The sequence below is a fragment of the Anaerovorax odorimutans DSM 5092 genome, from assembly GCF_000426305.1.
Lineage (GTDB): Bacteria > Bacillota > Clostridia > Peptostreptococcales > Anaerovoracaceae > Anaerovorax > Anaerovorax odorimutans.
The window spans coordinates 162,941-185,618 of record NZ_KE384518.1 but is presented as its reverse complement, the minus strand read 5'-3'; the positions used below and the strand labels follow the sequence as shown (position 1 = coordinate 185,618).

The following is a 22,678-nucleotide window of genomic DNA, read 5'->3' as shown; positions in this document are numbered from 1 at the left end:
TCATTCTTTTGTAATTTTACTCAAATTATCGTCCCCTTCTGAAGATAATTTGACATTATCCATAGAAGAAATTTTAGATAAAGAAAGCTTTTGACGAGGGTGCATTTCTGAAATAATTTTCCTTTTTTTCCTATTAGTAGTATGCAGATAAATCTGCGTAGTGGATATGGAACTATGACCAAGAAAGTCTTGAATGTACTTAATATCAACACCTTCCTCCAATAATAATGTGGCAAACGTATGTCTGAAAACATGAGGTGTAATATTTTTTTTGATTCCTGCTAAATGAGAATATTTAGTAACAAGATTCCTAACTGCTTGTGAAGATAACTTCTTGCCAAACCTAGTGATAAATATTCCGGGAAGGTTTATTCCCGATGCCATTCTGTAATATAAATAACGATTGAGGGCGATGATTACTTCATCATTCTCTAGATATACAAGCCTTTCCTTATTGCCTTTTCCGTGCACATGCAAAGCCATATGAACAGATTTGAAATCTTCTAGCTTTAAATCACAAAGTTCACTGACCCTAACGCCACCTACAAACAACAATTCCAATATTGCGATATCCCTTACCCAAATATATTCCTCAGAAGATAGACTTACATCATTTCTGAATGTAATTTTGCCATTTGTTTTATTATAATTATCTTGTGCGTCTATTACTTCCAAAGGAATGGATGGTGGCATTTGTTTATAGGCAGTAGCTAAAATTTGATTTACTTCTTCTAAGGTCATGGATTCTCTCAGCTTATATGGTTCTCTCATATTAAAATGGAATTTGTCAAAAGGTGAAGTTTCAATGAGTTCCTCATATTCTAAATAATTATAAAGAGATCGCAGGCATGCAAATCTTCGCTTTACTGTTTTAACTGCAAGTCTTTGATTAATATCATCTAAATAATGTTCCAATGTGGGTTTAGTTACATCAGTCAAATTGAAATTTTCAGACTCGCTCTTTTTTAAAAAAGATATGAAGCAGGCAATGTCAAAGTTATATGCTTTGATAGTACTGGCTGAAAGTCTTCTTTGGTTTTGGCAGTATTGAATAAATTGTTTAATTATAGTTTTATTATCAATCATTAAATCATCCTCCTATATATGAATTAACCTACTTAATATGTATTGTTGACAAATTGCAATAAAAAAATGCGAGTTACCGTAACTCGCATAAAAGTAATTTTAATATAATGACAGAGGATATTTCAAAATTTTATTAATATTATCCTAATCATGTTTTAAGACATGACTTTCTGCATTTGCCATTGGAGCAATATCAGATAAAATCAGTTTTTGTCTTGGGTGTTTGGTAGACATGATTTTTCTTTTTTGATTACTTGTTGTATGTAAATAAATTTGTGTAGTGGATATGGAGCTATGTCCTAAAAAATCCTGAATATATTTTATATCAACCCCTTCTTCAAGTAATAAAGATGCAAAAGAATGTCTGAATACATGAGGTGTTATTTTCTTTGTTATTCCTGCTTCCTTTGTATATTTTTCCACTAGATTTCTTACTGCCTGTGTAGATAAAGGTTTCCCGAATTTACTTATAAAGATATGAGAACAGTCTACCTCGGCTACATCTCTAAAAAGTAAATATCTGTTTAAAGCATTGACTACTTCAACATTTTCTAAATATATTGTTCTTTCCTTATTTCCTTTGCCTTTAATTCGTATCATTAAATGGTCGGCACTAAAATCACTTAATTCTAAGTCACATAGTTCGCTTACTCGTAAACCGCCTGCAAAGAGCAGCTCCAAGACTGCAATATCTCTTGCCCATATAAATTCATTTGACGTTATTCTGATCCTAGGTCTGGCACCCATAGGAAGAGACGCATACTTTTTATCCATTACAGGCATTAAGGTAGGAGAGTCACTGTAAGCTGTAGATAATATTTTGCTGATTTCTTCAAGGCACATTGTTTTTGGAATACGAAAAGGCTCTTTTATATTCATATGAAATTTTTCAAATGGATTATTTGGAACGATTTCTTCGTATTCTAAATAGTTAAACAGTGATCGTATGCTTGCAATTCTTCTTCTAACAGTTTTAACTGCAAAATTTTCGTTCAAATAGTCTAAATATTCACCTAAGATATCTTTTGTAACTTTTATATTTTCTTCTATAGGTGGTTCAAGTGTGTTTAAGAATCTGACGAAAAGTGAAATGTCAAAGCGATATGCTCTAACAGTGGCACTTGAAAGCCTTCTTTGATTTTTACAATACTTTAAAAATTTCTCTGACTGAATCTCTATATCGTTCATAAGTTCCCCCTATTTCCCCTAGTGTTGTTTTATTTAATTTCAATTGGTCTGATTTAATTTGATTTAATTTACAATCATTTCATCCAAAAGTAATTATATGGCTACGTTTTAATAAAGTAAATATACACTTTCCAAATTTTGTCGAAATATGTCTTTTTATGAATTGATAAAATTGAATTTATCAACTTAGATAAATTGTATATAAATAATAAAGCCGTAAAATTAGTTTAGTAAAAAAATAAAGGATATTCATTGACTTGTCATAAGTCAAACGGTAATATAAAATTGGTGTGAATTAAAGGTTAGATTTAGTCATAATAAAAATTGCAGAAATATTTGGAGGTACATATGGGTTTTAATTACAGGAAATCAAAAAATATAGGAAAAGGTTTTCGTATAAATATGACACAAAATGGACCTGGTCTCAGTTTTGGTAAAAAAGGTATAAGAGTTACGGTAAATAAAAAGGGTGTAAGGGGCAGTGTGGGAATTCCGGGAAGTGGTATGTCCTATTCTAAGCAGAAATCATTTCCCAGAAAATACAGAGCAAGGCGAATAACTGTTATATTGTCATGGATTCTTCTTGCCATTGTAGCAGTATACTGGATTATTACAGAGTTTTTGTAAATGATATAATTATAGATAAGGACAAAAAGTAAAATCCGGGGATATAAGAAAAAAATATAAGAACAGATAGATTGAAAAGAGGATGAATATGCATCTGGAAAAAAATATTATCAATAAAATTATTGAAATTGGAAAAAAATACAATGAGATAAATAGAATTGTACTTTTCGGTTCCAGAGCAAGAGGGGATAATTCTTTAAGAAGCGATATTGATTTAGCAATTTATGCAGACAGTGAAGAATTACAATTTGCTTATGATTTAGAAGAAAATGTTGACACTTTACTTGAATTTGATATAACCTTTGTAAGGGATGGTTTAGACAAGCTTCTTTTGGAGCAGATAAAAAAAGATGGGGTGTATCTATATGAAAAACTTTGAATTTAAATACAGCAATTTAAAAAAAACTTATGAAAAACTTGAAGAAGCTTGTAATCTTTATGATGGCAAAGATGCTCTTATTCGTGACAGCTTGATACAAAGATTTGAATTAAACTACGAGTTTTGCTATAAAACTTTGCAAGAATATATGAAATATATGGGAGTTTTTTTAGATGATACATTTCCAAGAGCCATATTTAAAAAAGCATATGCAAATAATTTAATATCAAGAGAAGATGTATGGATCAGATTGATACAGGACAGAAATATGACGTCTCATATATATAATGAAAAATTGGCTGATGAAATAGCCAATAGAGTGGTAACGGAATATTTACCGGCAATAAAAGAATTAATAAAAAATATAGATGAATCTATAGATAAATTTGACTAGGAGAGACTTTTGAAAACAATGAGAACAGCAGCACAGACAGCTGTATTAATGGCAATATTAACCTTAATATCAAAATGCTTTGGCTTTGTAAGAGAAATGGTCATGGCAAATTTTTTTGGTACGTCGTATATAACAGATGCTTATGTTATGGCTATTGCGGTGCCTAGTGTAATCTTTGGCGGCATTTTTCTTGCAGTTGCAACGGCATATATGCCGTTATTTTCAAAAATTGTAGAAAATAATGGAGACAGGCAAGGAAATAAATTTACAAGTGAGGTAATAAATCTGCTGCTTATCGTATCAATTATATCAGCAATAATAGGGCTGGTTTTTTCAGACCAGATAGTAAGTATTTTTGCCAGCGGATTTGTGGGAGAAACAGCAAAACTTACGAGCTTTTTTATAAAAGTTACTTTTGCTTATGTACTTTTTACCTCTGCAGCGGGCATATTAGAAGCTTATTTACAATATAAGGGAGTGTTTTTAGTTCAAATTACCATTGGATATATACAAAATATAATAGTTATAGCGGTTATGATAATCAGTGCTTTTACAAGCTATTATTATTTAGCTGTTGGATGGCTTTTAGCTCATGGGATGAGAGTAATTATCCTTATGATAATTGCAAAGAAAAAGGGATTTGATTATACCCCTGACTTTTCAGTAAATGATACCATAAAACGAATAACTGTAATTGCGATTCCGGTATTTATTGGCAGTTATATTCAACAGATAAATACTTTTGTAGATAAAACTTTAGCTTCGGGTCTTCCCGAGGGAAGTGTTTCAGCATTAAATTACGGAATGATTTTAATAACTCTTATTACGGGTCTTACAATAACCGTACTCTCCACAATTCTTTACCCAAAGCTAAATAAGGCAAATTCCTTAAAGCAATATAACAGGCTTAGTGAATTAATAGGAACAGGGATAACTTTGGTGGCTATCATAGCAGTACCATGTGCATTGGGAGCTATGGTTTACAGTCATCAAATTGTGCAGATTGTATATGAAAGAGGTGCCTTTGATCCTGCAGCTACTGCCATGACTTCCACAGCCTTTTTCTATTACGCTATAGGTCTTATATTTATGTCGTTTAATGATTTGATGGTAAGAGCATATTACTCTATGCAGGATATGAAAATACCGATGATTTTTGCAGGGATTGGTGTTATAATTAATATAATTTTGAATTTAATACTAGTTAAATTTATGCAGCATAATGGATTAGCATTGGCAACAAGTATTGCATATATGGCAAACACAATAATGCTGTTTATTGGGATGAAGAGAAGCTATCCATATATAGAAATATTAAAATCCAAAAAGAAGCTTTTAAAGATTATTTTATCAGCTGTTATTGCAGTAGGACTTTCATATATGGTATACAACATAATTATTGGGACAATTGCAAATATTATTTATATTAGAACTGTTCAATTGGGGATTTCTATATTGACAGCAGGGATAGTGTATTTAATTATGCTGAAAATTTTTAAAGTTGATGAAATAGGGATAATAAAACAGATTGTAAAGAGGTAAATATGACAAATGTATTAGTAACAGGAGCAGATGGTTTTATTGGCAGCCATTTAGTTGAGAAGTTAATTGAAGAAGGAAAAAAAGTAAAAGCTTTTGTATATTATAACTCGTTTAACAGCTGGGGTTGGTTAGATACTTTACCAAAGAATATACTTAATGAAATTGAAGTTTTTGCTGGTGATGTGAGAGATCCAAATGGTGTAAGACAAGCTATGAAAGGAATAGAAGAAGTTTTTCATTTAGCAGCATTAATAGCTATACCATATAGCTATCATTCACCTGATGCTTATGTTGATACAAATATAAAAGGAACCCTAAATATACTTCAGGCAGGCAGAGATTTAAATACAAGTAGAATTTTAGTAACTTCTACTTCAGAAGTTTATGGAACTGCTCAATATGTGCCGATTGATGAAAAACATTCTTTTCAAGGACAATCACCGTATAGTGCGACCAAAATAGGTGCAGACAGGATAGCAGAAAGCTTTTATCGTAGTTTTGATATGCCAATTTCTATAGTAAGACCTTTTAATACTTTTGGACCAAGACAATCTGCAAGGGCAGTTATACCTACTATTATTACACAGCTTTTAGCTGGAAAAACTGAAATTAAATTAGGATCTTTAACACCTACTAGAGATTTTAATTATGTAAAAGATACTGTGAATGGATTTGTAGAGATAGCAAAATCATCAAAAACAATCGGGCAGGAGATTAATATAGCAACACAGCAAGAAATTTCTATAGGTGAACTTGCTCAAGAGCTTATTAATCAAATTAATCCACAGTCAAAAATTATTTGTGATGAGCAAAGACTAAGACCTGAAAAAAGTGAAGTAAACAGATTACTTGGAGATAATTCAAAGATAAAAGAGCTTACAAATTGGGAACCTAAATATACTTTTAAACAAGGTATTTCAGAGACAATAGAGTTTTTAAAAAATAATCTGGATAAATATAAAACAGAAATATATAATATATAAATTTTAAATAAAGAGATAAATGAAGCAATATTGAAATAATTTATTAAATAAAAATGAATATAAAAAGATGATGCCTTTAAATTAAAAAAATAACTCTGGAATAATAAGGGACAATAAATGGATATTAATAAAGTTATTATAAATAGAAATAAAAATATCAGACAAGCAATGCAAGCTATAGATAATGCTTCTAAAAAAGTCTTATTTATAGTTGATGAAGACAGTAAACTTATAGGTTCACTGAGTGATGGGGATATTCGCAGATGGATATTGAAAAACGGGAGCTTAGATGCTGGCGTTGATTCAATAATGAACAAAAATCCAATAACTTTGAACACAAAAGATTTACAAAAAGCTATGATGATTATGAGAAAAAAAGGTATAACGGCAATACCTATTATTCAAGAGAATAGAAAAATTATAGATATATGTTTTTGGGCAGAAGAAGACTTAGATTGCCAAAAAACAATTAATGCTAAAGTTGTAATTATGGCTGGCGGTAAAGGTGAAAGATTAATGCCATATACAAGTATTGTACCTAAACCCCTTATTCCAATAGGGGAAAAACCTATAATAGAACTTGTTATAGATAGTTTTAAAAATTATGGCTGTAAAGAGTTTTTTATAACTGTAAATTATAAAAAAAATATGCTCAAAGCTTATCTTGAAGAACTAGATAAAGATTATAAAATAAAGTATGTTGAAGAAGATAAACCTCTTGGAACCGGCGGAAGCTTATATTTTTTAAAAAATGATATAAACTCCACATTTTTTGTAAGCAATTGTGATATTTTATTAGAAACAGATTATGCAGATATAATGAATTTCCATAGGACAAGTAAAAATATAATAACGGTTGTTACTTCATTAAAAAAATATACTGTCCCGTATGGAGTGGTAAATATAAATTCTGATGGTAGTATTAATTCTTTAATCGAAAAGCCTTCTGCAGATTATTTGGTAAATACAGGGGTATATGTTGTGGAACCAGATGTTTTGAATTATTTAAATGACAATGAATTTATGCATATTACAGATTTGATAGCAAAATGTTTGCGTGATAATAAAAGAGTGGGGACATATCCAATTAGTGAGGATGCGTGGATGGACATGGGTCAATTTGAGGATATGGAAAAAATGAAAAAAAGATTGGATCGGTAAAACTATGAAGGAAGAAATTTCTGTTTTGATATATGGTACAGGCGGATTGTCCAAAGAAGTTTATTATTGTATAAAGCAAATAAATGAAGCCAATTGTGAAAGGTTTTTTAATGTTTTAGGTTTTGTAGAGGATAAAAAAGAAAAAATAGGAGAGAAAATTTTTGATAATCAAAAAATAATTGCATCAGATGATACAATAGAAAATTTTATTAAAGACTATGAAAAAATAGGATGTATAATCCCTATAGGTGATCCGCATATTAAGATAAAAATTTATGAAAGAATTAAAACTTTTTCAAATATATTTTTCCCCAATATTATTCATCCAAGCGTACTATTTGATAGTAAGATAACTAAATTAGGACAAGGAAATATTATTTCAGCAGGTGTTATTTTATCATGCGGATTGAAAATAGGTGACTTTAATTTAGTAAATATAACTTGTACCGTAGGACATGACGTAATAATAGGTAATTTTAATACAATAAATCCTTTAACTGCTATTTCGGGAAATGTTACAATAGGTAATGGTTGTCTTATAGGTGCGGGGAGTACAGTTTTACAGCAGCTCATAATTGAAGATAATGTTACAATAGGTGCAGGAGCAGTACTAACTAAAGATGCAAAAGCAGGTGAAGTATTAGTTGGTATTCCTGCAAGATCAATTAAAGATAAATAATTTAAAGGTAAAAGTATGAATTATATTACAAATAGTAAAACATTTATAATTGCAGAAGCAGGAGTAAATCATAATGGAAAATTAGAAACTGCAAAATTATTGGCTGAAGTTGCAAAAAATGCAGGTGCAGATGTTGTGAAATTTCAAACCTTTATAGCGGAAGATTGTATTTCTAATTTTGCAAGTAAAGCAGAATATCAAAAAAAGAATACTCAGGCAGAAGAAAGCCAGTTAGATATGGTAAAAAAAATTCAAATATCTTTTGATGAATTTATAGAATTAAAAAGCCATTGTGATAAAATTGGAATTCAATTTATTTCTACGCCATTTGACTTTAAAAGTATTGAATTTTTAAATCATTTAAATATTCCATTTTGGAAAATTCCTTCCGGGGAAATTACAAATGTACCTTATTTGAATAGGATTGCAAATACTGGAAAACCAGTAATAATGTCTACAGGAATGTGCACTTTAGAAGAGGTTGAGTTTGCAGTGAAATTACTTAAAGAAAATGGTTCGGGAGAAATTTCTTTGCTTCATTGCAATACAGAATACCCTACTCCTTTTAAAGATGTAAACTTAGCAGCAATGAATACTCTAAAAAGAACATTTAATTGCAGAACTGGTTACTCTGATCATACACTTGGAATAGAAGCACCAATAGCAGCAGTGGCTATGGGTGCAGAAGTAATTGAAAAGCATTTTACTCTTGATAAAAATATGATAGGACCTGATCATAAATCTAGCTTAGAGCCAGATGAACTAAAAAAGATGATTTCAGCTATTAGAAATATTGAAATGGCCATAGGAAATGGAAAAAAGAAGCCTTCTGAATCAGAAATTAAAAATATTCAAGTTGCAAGAAAAAGTATAGTTGCTAAAAAAGCAATAAGTAAAGGAGAATATTTTACTGAAGAGAATATTACTGTAAAACGTCCGGGTAGCGGTATCAGTCCAACAAGGTGGTTTGATGTTTTAGGACTGATATCAACAAAAGATTATCAAAAGGACGAGTTAATAGAGCTTTAAGAAATATATGATGGTGAAAAGAATGAAAACTATATGCGTAGTAACAGGGACAAGAGCAGAATATGGATTATTAAAACCTGTAATTGAGAAGATTAATGATGATTCAGACTTAGAACTTAGGCTGGCTGTCACAGGCATGCATCTTTGTTCTGAATTTGGATATACAATTAAAGAAATTCATGACGATGGGTTCAAGGTGGATGAAAAAATAGAATGTGTATTAAGTTCTGATACAATTGTAGGAATGACTAAATCCACAGCGATGGCTATGTTTTCTTTTTCAGAGTATTTTAACAGAAGAAACCCGGATATGCTAATTTTATTAGGTGACAGGTATGAAATATTTGCTTGTGCCGTTGCAGCAGCTATGGCGAAAATTCCAATTGCACATTTGTATGGGGGGGATACTACAGAAGGTGCTGTTGATGAGTTTATGAGACATTCTATTACAAAGATGAGTTATTTGCATTTTGTAAGTAATGAACAATCTAAAAAAAGAGTACAGCAGCTTGGAGAAAATCCAAAAAGAGTATTTAATGTTGGAGCTACCGGTATTGAGAATATCTTAAAAATGAAACTTCTTAGTAAGGAACAGTTAGAAGAAAGTCTTGATTTTAAACTCAATATTCCATATGCATTAGTCACTTTTCATCCTGTGACAATGGAATATGGGAATGAAGAGAAACAACTTAAAGAATTATTCAATGCAATGGAAAAATTATCAAATATTAATTTTATATTTACAAAAGCCAATTCAGATGCTAAAGGGAGAATAATTAATAAAATGGTAGATGAATTTGTTAAGGATAAGTCTAATTGTATTGCTTTTAATTCTCTTGGAACTTTAAAATATCTCTCTGCAATGAAATATGCTAAAATGGTCATAGGTAATTCTTCAAGCGGAATATACGAAGCACCTAGTTTTCATATACCTACTATTAACATTGGTAACAGGCAGAAGGGAAGATTGCAGGCAAAATCAATAATTAATTGTAATCCAAAATCGGTAGACATTATAGAAGCAATAAATAAAGCTTCACAACAAAAATTTATTAATAGCATAAAGGATGTAAAAAGCCCGTTAGAAGGTGAAAATACATCTGAAAATATTGTAAAGATAATAAAACAAGCTCTTATGGAAGGAAATATTAATTTGGAAAAAGAGTTTTATGATATGAGGTAAATAGTTTATAATGATAAAAAAACAAAATACAATAGCTATAATACCTGCTCGTGCAGGAAGTAAAGGGTTGCCAGGTAAAAATATAAAGAGTCTATGTGGGAAACCATTGATTGATTATACAATAGAAGCAGCTGTTAAAAGTAAAGTTTTTAATAAGGTTGTTGTTTCAACAGACGGGGAAGATATTGCAGATATTTCTAGAAAATGTGGTGCAGAAGTGCCATTTTTAAGACCTGAAAAAATTTCACAAGATGATACAAAATCAATAGATGTTGTTGAACATTGTATTGATTATTATAAGGACCGAGGAGAGGTTTTTGATTCTGTATGCTTACTTCAACCAACGTCACCATTGAGAGATTATAATAATATTAAAGATGCTTATAGTTTATTTATAGAAAAAAAAGCCATATCATTAATAAGTGTTTGTGAATGTGAATTTTCCCCACTTTTATGTACAACAATTGATGATAACTTACAAATTGGTAAAATAAAAGCTCTGGATTATAAAAATGCAAGAAGACAGAATTTACCTAAATATTATCGCATAAATGGAGCGATATATTTGTTAAATACTGAAATATTATTACAAACTAAAGAATTTATTATGAAAGATAGTTTAGCATTTATTATGAATAATGAAAATTCTATAGATATTGATAATATAAATGATTTTTTATATGCTGAATTTTTAATAAAAAAGAAAAATGATGAGGTTAAAATATGAAATATTGTAAAAAATGTGTTATGCCTGACACTAGACCGGGAATCTCTTTTGATGAAAATGGTGTTTGCAGTGCATGTAATACTCAAGAGAAAAAGAAAAAGATTAATTATGATGAAAGATTTGAAGAATTAAAAAAGATTTGCGATAAATATAGAGGAATTAATGGAAACGGGCCTGATTGCGCTATAGCTGTCAGTGGAGGAAAAGATAGTCATTATCAAGTTTACGTTATGAAAGAACTTTTAAATATGAATCCTATTTTATTTTCTGTGGAAGATAATTTTACCATGACTGAGGCAGGAAAACATAATCTTAAAAATATTTCTGAAGAATTTGGTTGTGATATTATATCTATAAAGCCGAACATAAAATTACAGAAAAAACTAATGAGAAAAACTTTTGAAAAATATGGAAAACCCACATGGTATATTGATCGTTTAATATATACGTATCCTCTGCAAATGGCAATTAAATTTAATACACCTTTGCTTGTTTACGGAGAAAATGTAAGTTATGAATATGGCGGATCAGATGCTGTTGAAACATATTCTGCAAGAGAAATTTTAAGTAATGGAGTTGCTTCAGATATACCATTAGAAGAACTGATAGATGAAGATATAAATGAAAAAGATTTACATTTAACAATTGCTCCTTCAATAGAAGATATAAATAAGCTGGACCCCATTTATTTAAGCTATTTTATAGAATGGAACAGTTATAAAAACTATATCTTTGCTAAAAGTAGAGGATTCCATGATTTAACGCATGAATGGGATAGAACTATGTGTGCAGAAAATTTTGATCAAGTTGACAGTTATGCTTATTTAGTTCATGCATGGATGAAATATCCTAAATTTGGACATGCCTGTGCGACAGATTATGCAAGCAGATTTGTTCGATATGGTATGATGACAAGAGAAGAAGCAGAGAAGCTCGTATCAGAAAAAGACCATGCTTTAGACCCAAAAGCGATTAAAGATTTTTGTGATTTTACAGGATATGCAGAGACTGAGTTTTGGAAAATAATTGATAAATTTTATAATAAAGAAATCTTTGAAAAAAATAAATATGGAGAATGGAAGCTTAAATGAAAAATATAATAATATTGTATGATTTAATTGCAAGAGAGTATTGGTCATGTAATGAATTAATGAAAATTCTTAAAGATCAAGGTTATTCTGTATATTTATTTCAATGGAATTTTGAATATTATAAAGCGTTATCTGTTGCAAAAAATAATTTAATTGATTTACTAATCATACCGAGTTGTTATACAGGAGCAGATTACCAAAGAGTAGTAATGCCATTTAAAAATTTAAATATGAATACAACAATATTATGTATGCATAATGAGCAGATAGGATATGTAGGACTGAAGGATGACTATTTAATACCTAATGAAGATTTATGTAAAAACACAATGTATCACTTGGCATGGGGAGAATATTTTAAGCAAAATTTAATAGATCATGGTGTTTCAGAGGATTTCATTATAAAAACGGGTAGTATTAGATTGCAAGAGGGTTATATAAAAGCAGAAAAAGTAAATAGAGAAGAACTTGCAAGAAAATATAATCTTGATCCGGATAAAAAGTGGCTGCTGTATTGTGACAGTGGTGGAGCTCTTTTTTATGATATGAAACAAAAAGGCCAAAAAGCCACTACCCTAATTGGTGGAACAACTGAATTAAATGAAATGGTCAAGCCATATGCCGATACGTATGTTAAATCTGTTGAAATCCTTGGTGATTTTATAGATAAGCATAAGGAAGATTTTGAAATAATTTTTAGATTACATCCGGGAGTTAAAGATTTTGATTCTAGTCAATTTAATAGTAAAATTAAGATAATTAGAGATTATTCTGTATATACTTGGTTTCAACATGTTGAAGCTAATATTGTATCGTATAGTACCTCTATTTTTGAGAGTGATGCAATGGGAATAAAATCTTTTGTACTAAAGCCGGTATATTTCAAATATGAAGTTGTGGGAGTATGTGAATATTCAACATGTCAAACAGTAGAGGATATAGAAGATATATTGATTGATAAAAAAGAAGTAGTAAAAGGGCTTTACAAAGATTATATAGGAGAGATAAAAAATAATACAGTAGAAAGTTTAGTTTATGAAATAAATAGTATTTTAGCTATGTCAAAAAACAAGACACAGTTTATTAATTGTAATGTAAATAATAAGAAAAAATATTCTAGTATTATTGCCAATATAGCGTTTTATACATTTTATAGGCTTGGAATAATAAAATATATAAAATGGCCATTCTCATTTGATATGAATAAATATGAGCATCCAATATATCATAAAAAATATATTTAATAAAAAAATATTAGTAAAGAATATAATATTTATTAAATTAATTAAAAACGAGGGTACAATTATGTTCAAAAATAAAACCTTACTTATCACGGGCGGCACGGGCTCTTTTGGCCATGCTGTCTTAGCTCGTTTCTTACAGACTGATATCGGAGAAATTCGTATTTTTTCTCGTGACGAAAAAAAGCAAGATGATATGCGTAAGGAATATAATAATGATAAGTTAAAATATTATATTGGAGATGTACGTGATGTAAACAGCGTTCGAAATGCCATGCATGGGGTTGATTATATTTTCCATGCTGCGGCATTAAAACAAGTGCCATCTTGTGAGTTTTTTCCGTTAGAGGCGGTAAAGACAAATGTAATAGGCACAGATAATGTGTTGTCAGCAGCTATTGATGCAGGAGTTAAAAAGATTATATGCTTATCAACTGATAAAGCTGCATATCCTGTCAATGCTATGGGTACATCAAAAGCAATGATGGAAAAGGTTTTGATTGCCAAATCCAGAACTGTGAATTCTGAAAAAACCCTTATTTGTGGGACAAGGTATGGAAATGTTATGTGCTCCAGAGGTTCAGTGATTCCTTTATTTATAGAGCAGATAAAATCAGGAGAGCCTTTGACTATTACCGATCCTCATATGACTAGATTTATTATGAGTCTTGAAGAAGCAGTTGAACTTGTTATTTTTGCGTTCGATAACGCCGAAAGCGGTGATATTATGGTGCAAAAAGCACCTGCTTCCACTATTGGCGACTTGGCACAGGCTGTAAAGGAATTATTTGATGTTGATAATGAAATAAAAATTATAGGTATAAGGCACGGCGAAAAAATGTACGAGACCTTACTTACAAATGAAGAATGTGCCCATGCTGTTGATCTAGGAAGTTTTTATAGAGTCCCTGCCGATAACAGAGATTTAAATTATGATAAATACTTTGTAGACGGAGAGACGAGCAGAAGTGCATTATCGGAATTTAATTCAAATAATACTAAGCTTCTTAATGTGGAAGAAATCAAACAAAAGCTATTACAGCTTGATTATATAAGAGAAGAACTTAAATCTTGGAGGAACGAATAATGAAAATACTCATTACAGGAGCAAAGGGATTTATAGGCAAAAACTTAACTTTAGAATTAAGAAACAGGGGATATGAAGACCTGTTTCTTTGTGATATAGATACGACTTACGAGCAGCTAAATGAATATACAAAAATTTGTGACTTTGTATTCCACTTGGCAGGGGTCAACCGACCTGAAGAACAAAAGGAATTTATGGAAGGAAATTTTGGATTTACTTCTACTTTATTGGATAGTTTAAAAAAGAATAAAAACCATTGCCCTATACTTATGACATCATCTATCCAAGCAATTTTAGATAATCCTTACGGCAAGAGTAAAAAGGCTGGGGAAGATTTATTGTTAGCTTATGAAAAAGATACAGGTTCAAAAGTATTGATTTACAGGCTTTCAAATGTTTTTGGTAAATGGTGCAGGCCAAATTATAACAGTGTAGTTGCAACATTTTGTAATAATATTGCAAATGATCTGCCAATTAAAGTAAATGATAGAGAACAAAGTATTACTTTAGTGTATATTGATGATGTGATAAACACTTTTATTTCTGCCATTGAAGGAAAAGAAAAAAGTGCAAATGATGGATTGTATTATGTAATTACAGCATATCCTGTGAAGCTGGGTGCAATTGCTGATTTAATATATTCATTTCACCAAAGCAGAAAGGCGGCAAGTTCTGAAGACCAAAATATATCGCAATTACTATATATACCAGATATGGGTGATGAATTTACCAAGAAGCTATACAGCACATATTTAAGTTATCTGCCTAAAGACAAATTTTCCTATCCTCTTAAAATGAATAAAGATGAAAGAGGCTCATTTACAGAGTTCCTTAAATCAAGAGAAAGAGGGCAAGTCTCCATAAACATTTCAAAACCCGGGATTACAAAGGGAAACCATTGGCATCATACGAAGAATGAAAAATTTCTTGTGGTGAAAGGCAAAGGGGTAGTGCGATTTAGAAAACCTTTTGAAGATGAAATCATAGAATATGAGGTTAGTGACGAAAAACTTGAAATTATAGATATTCCTTCTGGGTATACTCATAACATAAGTAATATGGGTGATTCAGATATGGTGACTATTATGTGGGCAAATGAAGCATTTAATCCTGATAAGCCGGATACATATTATTTGGAGGTATAACGATGGAAAAATTAAAGGTAATGACTATACTTGGGACAAGACCCGAAATAATAAGGCTTTCTGCTTGTATTAAGGCATGTGATAAGTATTTTGAGCATATTTTAGTACATACTGGGCAAAATTGGGATTATACTCTAAATAAAGTGTTTTTTCAAGATTTAGAACTCAGAGAACCTGATTATTATCTTGATAGTGTAGGAGAAAATCTTGGACAGACTATGGGAAATATTTTATCAAAATCGTATGAAGTAATGGAAAAAGAGAAGCCCGATGCTTTATTAATCTTAGGAGATACAAATTCGGCGTTGTCTGCCATATCTGCAAAGAGACTTAAAATTCCTGTATTTCATATGGAAGCAGGCAATCGTTGTTTTGATCAAAATGTACCGGAAGAAATAAACAGAAAAATAGTTGATCATATTTCAGATATAAATTTACCGTATACGGAACATTCCAGAAGATACTTACTCAGCGAAGGCTTTAGAAAAGAACATATTTTTGTAACAGGATCACCTATGCATGAAGTTTTAGAAAAAAATTTTGATAGTATAGAGTCCAGTGATATCCTAGATAAGTTAAATTTAACTGAGGGCAAATATATACTTGTATCTGCCCATAGAGAAGAAAATATTGATAATGAAGAAAATTTTATGTCATTAATGACTGCAATAAATAATGTGGCAGAAAGATATCAATTACCTGTTATATATTCTACTCATCCGAGAAGTATGAAATATATAGAGCAGAGAAAATTCAAATTTCATTCTTTAGTGAAAAATATTAAGCCCCTTGGCTTTTTTGACTATAACAAACTTCAATTAGGTGCATATTGTGTACTTTCCGATAGTGGTACACTTTCGGAAGAAAGTGCTATGCTGGGATTCCCGGCAGTGCTCATAAGGACATCTACGGAAAGACCGGAGGTTTTGGATAAAGGTACAATTATTATTGGAGGAATCAAAGGGAAAGATGTAGAGCAATCTATAGATTTGGCAGTGCAGTTATGGAGAGATGATGATATTTTAGAATCTGTTTTAGATTATGAAGACCGAAATGTATCAACTAAAATTGTAAGATTGATACAAAGCTATACAAAAATTATAAATAAGGTTATTTGGAATAAATAATTAAATAGAAGGAGCCATATGGAATGAATGTTTTATTTTTAATGATACTGCCCATTGACATTAAGAACAGCCCAAATCTTTATACAGACCTAATGGAAGAATTTAGAGACAGAGGTCACCTTGTTTATGGCGCTACCATTAAAGAAAAAAAGTATGGTGAAGAGACAAAAATTACAGAAACAGATGGTATTAATATTCTTCAAGTTAAAACAGGTAATATGTTTGGTGTTGGAGCCATAGAAAAAGGTATTACCACTTTATCTTTAGAATCTAAATTTAAAAAAGCCATAAATACATACTTTAATCATGTTAAATTTGATTTGGTAATTATGCCCACCCCTCCAATTACTTTTGCAAAGGTAGTAAATTATATTAAATTAAGAGATAATGCAAAATCATATTTGATACTGAGAGATATTTTTCCGCAAAATGCAAAAGATATTGGATTAATCAAGAATAATATGATGTATAATTTCTTTAGAAGAAAAGAAAAGTATATGTATCATATATCTGATCGTATTGGATGCATGTCACAAGGTAATATAGATTATGTAAAAAAATATAATCCGGAAGTTAGTGTAGATAAGCTGGAGCTGCTTCCAAATTGGATAAAACTTGAGGATGAAAAAGAAAATTTAAAAATTGATTTTAAAGAGAAATACGGATTGACAGGAAAAATCGTTTGTGTGTTTGGAGGTAATATCGGATGGCCTCAGGAATTAACTTTTTTATTGGAGCTTGCAAAGGCATACAAATATAGAGAAGATTTGATTTTTTTAATTATAGGAAAAGGCGTTTTAAAAGATTATATAGAAAAAGAAGTTATTAATAATAATCTTTCAAATGTTATAATCAGGGATTTTATTCCAAGAGATGATTATGAAGGTTTATTAAAACAATGTGATATCGGTCTGATTAATCTGGACAGAAGGTTTACAATTCCCAATATACCATCAAAAACAGTAGGCTATTTTGCAGTTGAATTACCTATTTTAGCATCAGTCGATAAAAATACTGATTACGGCAAAATATTAGAAGATGCTAAAGCAGGATTATGGTCTGTTACAGGTGATTTGGAAAGCTATAAAGCTAATCTGCAAAAATTGTTAAGTAATGAATCTTTAAGAAAAGAGATGGGACGTAACGGCAGAAAATATTTAGAGAAGAATTGGACTGTTCAAACTACATATAATAGAATAATGGAGCAGGATATTGATGAAAAATTTGATTAAAAGAGTTTTGGATATTGTTTTTTCCCTAATATTGATTATTTGTTTGTCTCCATTAATTTTTGTCATGTATTTTTTGGCAAAAGTAATGCTTGGAAGTCCTGTTATATTCAAACAGAAAAGACCAGGTAAAGATGGAAAAATTTTTACCATGTATAAATTCAGAACCATGACAGATGCAAAAGATAAAGCGGGAAATTTGCTGCCTGATGCGGATAGGCTTACTAATTTTGGTAAGATATTACGTAAAACAAGCATAGATGAATTACCGGAGCTATTTAATATATTAAAGGGAGATATGAGTTTTGTAGGACCAAGACCATTGCTTGTGCAATATTTAGATAGGTATTCTAAAACGCAGGCACGCCGACATGAAGTGAGACCGGGCCTTACTGGATGGGCGCAGGTCAATGGACGTAACGCAATCAGTTGGGAAGAGAAGTTTAAATTAGATGTATGGTATGTGGATCATTGGTCAATTTTATTTGATATAAAGATAATTTTTATGACTTTGATGGTAGTGTTTAAAAGATCAGGAGTAAATGCCCATGGTGAAGCTACTATGAGTGAGTTTATGGGAAATGAAGAGGATTAGAGAAATATGAAGATCATAATTTTAGGTGCAGGAGGAAACAGCAAGGTTATTTTAGACATTATACTTGCAAGAAAATTAATTTTAAAAGAGGACTTAGAAATTTTAGGCTTTCTTGATGATGATATAAACAAAAAAGAAATAAAGGGATATCCTATACTTGGCATGATTGATGATATAGTAAAATATAAGAATGATTCCAACGTGTCTGTTATTGATGGTATTGGTTCAAATGTCGTAAGAAAGAAGATTTATGACAAATATAAGGGAATCAAATGGCAGAGCGTTATCCATCCCAGTGCCATAATTGGAAGCGGTGTTGAAATTAAAGAGGGTACGGTGGTAATGCCGGGTGCAATCATCAATGCTGACAGCAAAATCGGTAAAAAAACAATTATTAATACAGGGGCGATTGTGGAACATGATAATAGAATAGGTGACTTTGTACATTTAGCATCAGGAGTAACTACAGCAGGAAATGTAACTGTAGGAGATGTGACTATGTTAGGCACGGGAACTAAAGTAATACAAGGAATAAAAATTGGTGAAAATACTATGATTGGAGCAGGAGCTGTAGTTGTTTCAGATATTCCCCATAATGTAACAGCAATAGGTATTCCGGCTAAAGCGATTTAAAAAATTGGAGAGAAGTATTCGTATGAAAAAAGAAATACAATTAAGCGTACCAAATTTAGATATTGAAATAGTAGAAAACCTTCGTGAATGTATAGAAACAGGATGGGTTTCTACTGGTGGAAAATTTATTGGTGAGTTTGAAAAAAAGATAGCTGAATATGTGGGAGTGGAAAGTGCTGTATCTACACAAAGTGGAACGGCAGGTATTCATTTAGCACTTAAAGCTTTAGGAATAGGAAAAGAAGATAAAGTGATTGTTCCTAGCCTTACTTTTGTAGCTGCTGTTAATCCTGTTATTTATCAGGGTGCGATACCTGTGTTCATGGATTGTGATGACAGTTTATGCATTGATACAAATAAATTAGAAGAATACTTAAAAAAGAACAGAGGTAAAGTTAAGGCTGTTATAGCAGTCCATATTTTCGGTAATCTGGCAAATATGGAACGTATAATGGAATTGGCAGAGAAGTATGGCTTAAAGGTCTTAGAGGATGCGACAGAGGCTCTGGGCACCTATGTGACAGAGGGTAAGTACAAGGGTCATTACGCTGGAACCATAGGAGATATAGGTATATATTCATTTAATGCAAATAAGATAATAACTACAGGTGGGGGAGGCATGATTGTTGCCAAAGATGAAGAAATTTTGGAACATATGAGGCACCTCAGTATAACAGCTAAGACGGATTCATTGTATTTCATTCATGATGAAGTTGGATATAATTACAGAATGTTAAATACTCAAGCAGCCCTTGGAGTATCGCAGATAGATAAAATTGAAAGATTTATTAAAACTAAAATAATAAATTATAACTTGTATAAAGAATTACTTGATGAGGATTCTCCCAAAGGTTTACAAGGGATTCGCCTATTGCCGTTTAACGATGGATTGCGTGCAAACCATTGGTTTTATTCATTGTTGATTGATGAAGAAAAGCTGGGAATAGGAAGAAATGAGCTAATGGATAGATTAATAGGAAATGGAATTCAATGCAGGCCAATATGGAAACTGATTCATACTTTGTGCCCATATGAGAGATATGAAGCTTTTGAAATTGAAAAAGCACCTTATTATGAAAAAAATATATTAAACATACCTTGTTCCACAAGCTTGACAACGGAAGAAGTAAAACATGTTTGTGAAATGATAAAGAAAATAGTGAAGCAATAAAACTTCACTATTTTTTTAATGTTTGCTTTGCTTATAGATGAAATATAACAAAATCACATTAATAATAAGCAAAAATCAAGATATTATATTTCTCATATTTACAAATAAAAATCTTTAATTTCATAATTCATTTTTAGAAAATTAATTGTCTTTACGATAAAGATTCTTTTGCTTGTTTTAACATTATATTAATTGCCATACCTGTTCCAAGCAGTCCATAGAATAATGGCATGACTGAAACGGAACTGTCATTTACGATGGCAGATATTAAAAAGCCGCAAATACCGAGGAAAATACCAATACCTACATATGAATTATATGTGGTATAATTTTCTTTCCAGTATATTTTGATGCTTTGTATAATGTACATTGCCCATAATGCAAGCAGTGCCAGAACAGAAATACATCCTGTACCTATTGCCATACCAATGTACATATTATGAGGTTTGTCTACAATAATATTTATATTACTAGAGAATAAACGTGTGTTGTATTTACCGACATAATCATTATGTGGGAAATATGCACAATAAGTATCAGCTCCATGACCTATAAACAGAGTATCCTTTATTAACGGCAGACTTCTTGACCAGATATAGCCACGTCCACTGCCGAATCCCTGATTGTTTTCAAATCCAATAGAGTGAATTCTATATAGATCTGTATAAGTAGCCATTCCTGTTCTGTATTTGATACCGCCTTTTGTAAGCCTAAATGGCCATTCGTATTCATCTGTACCAACGATAATATAATTATTGCCATCTTTATCTTGTGCTGGTCTGATTGTAATCATATTAAATCGTTTATCGTCGATCTTATAAACAGGTGATACATCTGTTTCAGCTAAAGAAAGATTTTTACCATCAGAATCCAAAATTTTCACTGATAGAGGGTCATCTATATAAGTATTGACAGTGAGTTCATTTCCCTCTATGCTGAGAGCTAAAGCAGAGCCTGTAGTTTCCATATAGTCAATATGATGCTTTACTGTTTCACTATCAGATTTATCATTATTAACAGCCTCATTTGTTTGAACATTTTTACCGATTACACCGTCTACAGCACTTAATAATTCAGTACTCCAACGTTGATAAGTAATTCCACTTATAATTATTGTAATAATAATAAGCATAATAACGGGTTTCCACCATGTAAGAATACGTTTATTCAATACAATTATACCCACTATTACAAGCACCGCAAGACCTAAGAGCCCACCGGAAGAAGCTGAGCCTATCAAGTTGAATATAGTTAGTGCAAATAACACGCCCCAACAAATTTTAGTCCATAAAGGAGCTTCTTTTCCCTTTGATATGGATCTGATAAACAACATTCCAAATAGAGGTATGAGCAGCGTCAGGTAAAAAGATACATAGTTGGTATTATATACTGTTTGGTAAATTTCTTTATGTTGAAAGGTAAAACTAAGGTATTGCTTACCGTTTTCTTTCGCTTTATCGATTAAATCCCATACATAGCCTTCTTTTGTAAGCTCATTTGGTACGAGTAATTTCTGCCCGATAACTGTTCTGAAAAAGTCCTTGTTTAAAGCTTGTGAAAGACCTAATAGTGACAGTAATACACTTGATCCGGCCAAAGGGTAGATAATCCATTTTACATTTTTTTCTGTGTTAACAGAATTTACAATAAAGAAAAGCATTATCATATAAGATAATAATACAATAGTACCTTCAAATCTATCATTCCAGCCTAACCAAGCAAATTCCTTGTAATCTGAAAAAAGATAAGATAAAAGTACAAATATGGAATATATAAGCATAGGAATATAGGCAAAGCTTTTTTTTACATATAGGGATTGGGAAAATATTCGATATAAGAGAAAGATAATAACTAAACCTGCACATATACAGATTGCTGTCATTTTGAAGTAACTGAAAAAATCTGAAAAATCATCATGAGGGCCATTCCAATAAAAATCACTCAAATCTCTCTTATACGAGTGCAATCTTGTTATCAGAATTATTATTGCAGTAAAAAAAGAAATAACAAGCATCTGAATCCAAGGTGTGCTTTCACCTATTTTGGGAGCTAAGCTCATGGACCATAAATATTCGGAATTTTTTTGTTTAAGAGCCTGCTTTTTTTCTTTAGACTCATTTGTTTTTTTTGCCATTTTCATCCTCCAATTATATATGAATAAGTAATATATAAAATTTATTTTAACTTGAGATTCCTATTTAATATAATAAAATGCAGTTTTTCATTATCTTCAAAATTTCCAATATATTATATAATATGGGGGTGATTTCTTCAAGTTAAAGTTCTGTTACTTTATTCGCAGCGCAGGCTAAAACAAAACCCTCCACTTAATTGTGAAGGGTTAAATTTTTTATTTGTTATATTTGTAAGGTATTCTAGGT

General features: G+C 31.0%; 22 protein-coding genes. 19 read left to right on the top strand and 3 right to left on the bottom strand.

Annotation, left to right across the window (positions count from 1 at the left end; all coding sequences use genetic code 11):
* A complete protein-coding gene (locus tag K292_RS18060) occupies positions 1-1,086 on the bottom strand; it encodes a tyrosine-type recombinase/integrase (protein WP_027400294.1) in 1,086 nt (361 codons plus the stop codon).
* A gap of 144 nt (positions 1,087-1,230) precedes the next feature.
* Positions 1,231-2,274 carry a tyrosine-type recombinase/integrase gene (locus K292_RS17285; RefSeq protein ID WP_051280769.1) on the bottom strand — a complete coding sequence of 348 codons (1,044 nt, stop codon included), beginning with the start codon at positions 2,272-2,274 and terminating at the stop codon, positions 1,231-1,233.
* 348 nt (positions 2,275-2,622) lie between these two features.
* On the opposite strand from K292_RS17285, the gene K292_RS17280 reads away from it, so the two are divergent.
* The 19 genes from K292_RS17280 to K292_RS0113520 all read left to right on the top strand — a co-directional run bounded on the left by K292_RS17280 (position 2,623) and on the right by K292_RS0113520 (position 20,297).
* Positions 2,623-2,901, top strand: a complete 279-nt coding sequence (locus tag K292_RS17280) for a DUF4236 domain-containing protein (RefSeq protein WP_051280767.1) — start codon at positions 2,623-2,625, stop codon at positions 2,899-2,901.
* A gap of 88 nt (positions 2,902-2,989) precedes the next feature.
* On the top strand, positions 2,990-3,280 hold the full coding sequence (locus K292_RS17275; RefSeq protein WP_051280765.1) for a nucleotidyltransferase family protein: 291 nt from the start codon (positions 2,990-2,992) through the stop codon (positions 3,278-3,280).
* The gene (locus K292_RS0113600) at positions 3,267-3,674 is read left to right on the top strand and encodes a nucleotidyltransferase substrate binding protein (protein ID WP_027400293.1); all 408 of its coding nucleotides are present in this window, start codon (positions 3,267-3,269) and stop codon (positions 3,672-3,674) included. The genes K292_RS17275 and K292_RS0113600 overlap by 14 nt, the downstream gene beginning before the upstream one ends.
* 18 nt (positions 3,675-3,692) lie before the next feature.
* Entirely contained in the window at positions 3,693-5,216 is a 1,524-nt protein-coding gene (murJ, locus tag K292_RS0113595) for a murein biosynthesis integral membrane protein MurJ (protein WP_245570875.1), read from the top strand.
* A gap of 2 nt (positions 5,217-5,218) precedes the next feature.
* On the top strand, positions 5,219-6,199 hold the full coding sequence (locus tag K292_RS0113590; RefSeq protein WP_027400291.1) for an NAD-dependent 4,6-dehydratase LegB: 981 nt from the start codon (positions 5,219-5,221) through the stop codon (positions 6,197-6,199).
* A gap of 117 nt (positions 6,200-6,316) precedes the next feature.
* Positions 6,317-7,360 (top strand): nucleotidyltransferase family protein, encoded by a 1,044-nt coding sequence (locus K292_RS0113585; RefSeq protein ID WP_027400290.1) that lies wholly within the window; start codon positions 6,317-6,319, stop codon positions 7,358-7,360.
* 4 nt (positions 7,361-7,364) lie between these two features.
* Complete coding sequence (locus tag K292_RS0113580) at positions 7,365-8,039, top strand: NeuD/PglB/VioB family sugar acetyltransferase (RefSeq protein ID WP_027400289.1); 675 nt, start codon at positions 7,365-7,367, stop codon at positions 8,037-8,039.
* A gap of 15 nt (positions 8,040-8,054) precedes the next feature.
* Positions 8,055-9,068: an N-acetylneuraminate synthase gene (gene neuB, locus K292_RS0113575; protein WP_027400288.1), complete on the top strand. Its 1,014-nt coding sequence runs from the start codon at positions 8,055-8,057 to the stop codon at positions 9,066-9,068.
* Positions 9,069-9,090: 22 nt separating this feature from the next.
* On the top strand, positions 9,091-10,251 hold the full coding sequence (gene neuC, locus K292_RS0113570) for a UDP-N-acetylglucosamine 2-epimerase (protein WP_027400287.1): 1,161 nt from the start codon (positions 9,091-9,093) through the stop codon (positions 10,249-10,251).
* A 10-nt stretch (positions 10,252-10,261) separates the two neighbouring features.
* A complete protein-coding gene (locus tag K292_RS0113565; protein WP_027400286.1) occupies positions 10,262-10,978 on the top strand; it encodes an acylneuraminate cytidylyltransferase family protein in 717 nt (238 codons plus the stop codon).
* Complete coding sequence (locus K292_RS0113560; protein WP_027400285.1) at positions 10,975-12,069, top strand: N-acetyl sugar amidotransferase; 1,095 nt, start codon at positions 10,975-10,977, stop codon at positions 12,067-12,069. Before K292_RS0113565 ends, K292_RS0113560 begins: the two co-directional genes overlap by 4 nt.
* The gene (locus K292_RS0113555) at positions 12,066-13,313 is read left to right on the top strand and encodes a hypothetical protein (protein WP_027400284.1); all 1,248 of its coding nucleotides are present in this window, start codon (positions 12,066-12,068) and stop codon (positions 13,311-13,313) included. The genes K292_RS0113560 and K292_RS0113555 overlap by 4 nt, the downstream gene beginning before the upstream one ends.
* 61 nt (positions 13,314-13,374) lie before the next feature.
* Positions 13,375-14,397, top strand: coding sequence for a nucleoside-diphosphate sugar epimerase/dehydratase (locus K292_RS0113550; RefSeq protein WP_027400283.1), 1,023 nt, complete (start codon positions 13,375-13,377; stop codon positions 14,395-14,397).
* Positions 14,397-15,542 (top strand): capsular polysaccharide biosynthesis protein CapF, encoded by a 1,146-nt coding sequence (locus tag K292_RS0113545; protein WP_027400282.1) that lies wholly within the window; start codon positions 14,397-14,399, stop codon positions 15,540-15,542. The genes K292_RS0113550 and K292_RS0113545 overlap by 1 nt, the downstream gene beginning before the upstream one ends.
* 2 nt (positions 15,543-15,544) lie before the next feature.
* On the top strand, positions 15,545-16,669 hold the full coding sequence (gene wecB, locus K292_RS0113540) for a non-hydrolyzing UDP-N-acetylglucosamine 2-epimerase (RefSeq protein ID WP_027400281.1): 1,125 nt from the start codon (positions 15,545-15,547) through the stop codon (positions 16,667-16,669).
* Positions 16,670-16,692: 23 nt separating this feature from the next.
* Positions 16,693-17,901 (top strand): glycosyltransferase family 4 protein, encoded by a 1,209-nt coding sequence (locus K292_RS0113535; protein ID WP_027400280.1) that lies wholly within the window; start codon positions 16,693-16,695, stop codon positions 17,899-17,901.
* Positions 17,885-18,493, top strand: a complete 609-nt coding sequence (locus tag K292_RS0113530) for a sugar transferase (protein ID WP_027400279.1) — start codon at positions 17,885-17,887, stop codon at positions 18,491-18,493. The genes K292_RS0113535 and K292_RS0113530 overlap by 17 nt, the downstream gene beginning before the upstream one ends.
* A gap of 6 nt (positions 18,494-18,499) precedes the next feature.
* A complete protein-coding gene (locus K292_RS0113525; RefSeq protein ID WP_027400278.1) occupies positions 18,500-19,126 on the top strand; it encodes an acetyltransferase in 627 nt (208 codons plus the stop codon).
* 22 nt (positions 19,127-19,148) lie between these two features.
* Positions 19,149-20,297: an aminotransferase class I/II-fold pyridoxal phosphate-dependent enzyme gene (locus K292_RS0113520; RefSeq protein WP_027400277.1), complete on the top strand. Its 1,149-nt coding sequence runs from the start codon at positions 19,149-19,151 to the stop codon at positions 20,295-20,297.
* A 151-nt stretch (positions 20,298-20,448) separates the two neighbouring features.
* Here K292_RS0113520 and K292_RS0113515 read toward each other — a convergent pair whose 3' ends face one another.
* Complete coding sequence (locus K292_RS0113515; RefSeq protein ID WP_027400276.1) at positions 20,449-22,431, bottom strand: O-antigen ligase family protein; 1,983 nt, start codon at positions 22,429-22,431, stop codon at positions 20,449-20,451.
* Positions 22,432-22,678: the final 247 nt, after the last annotated feature.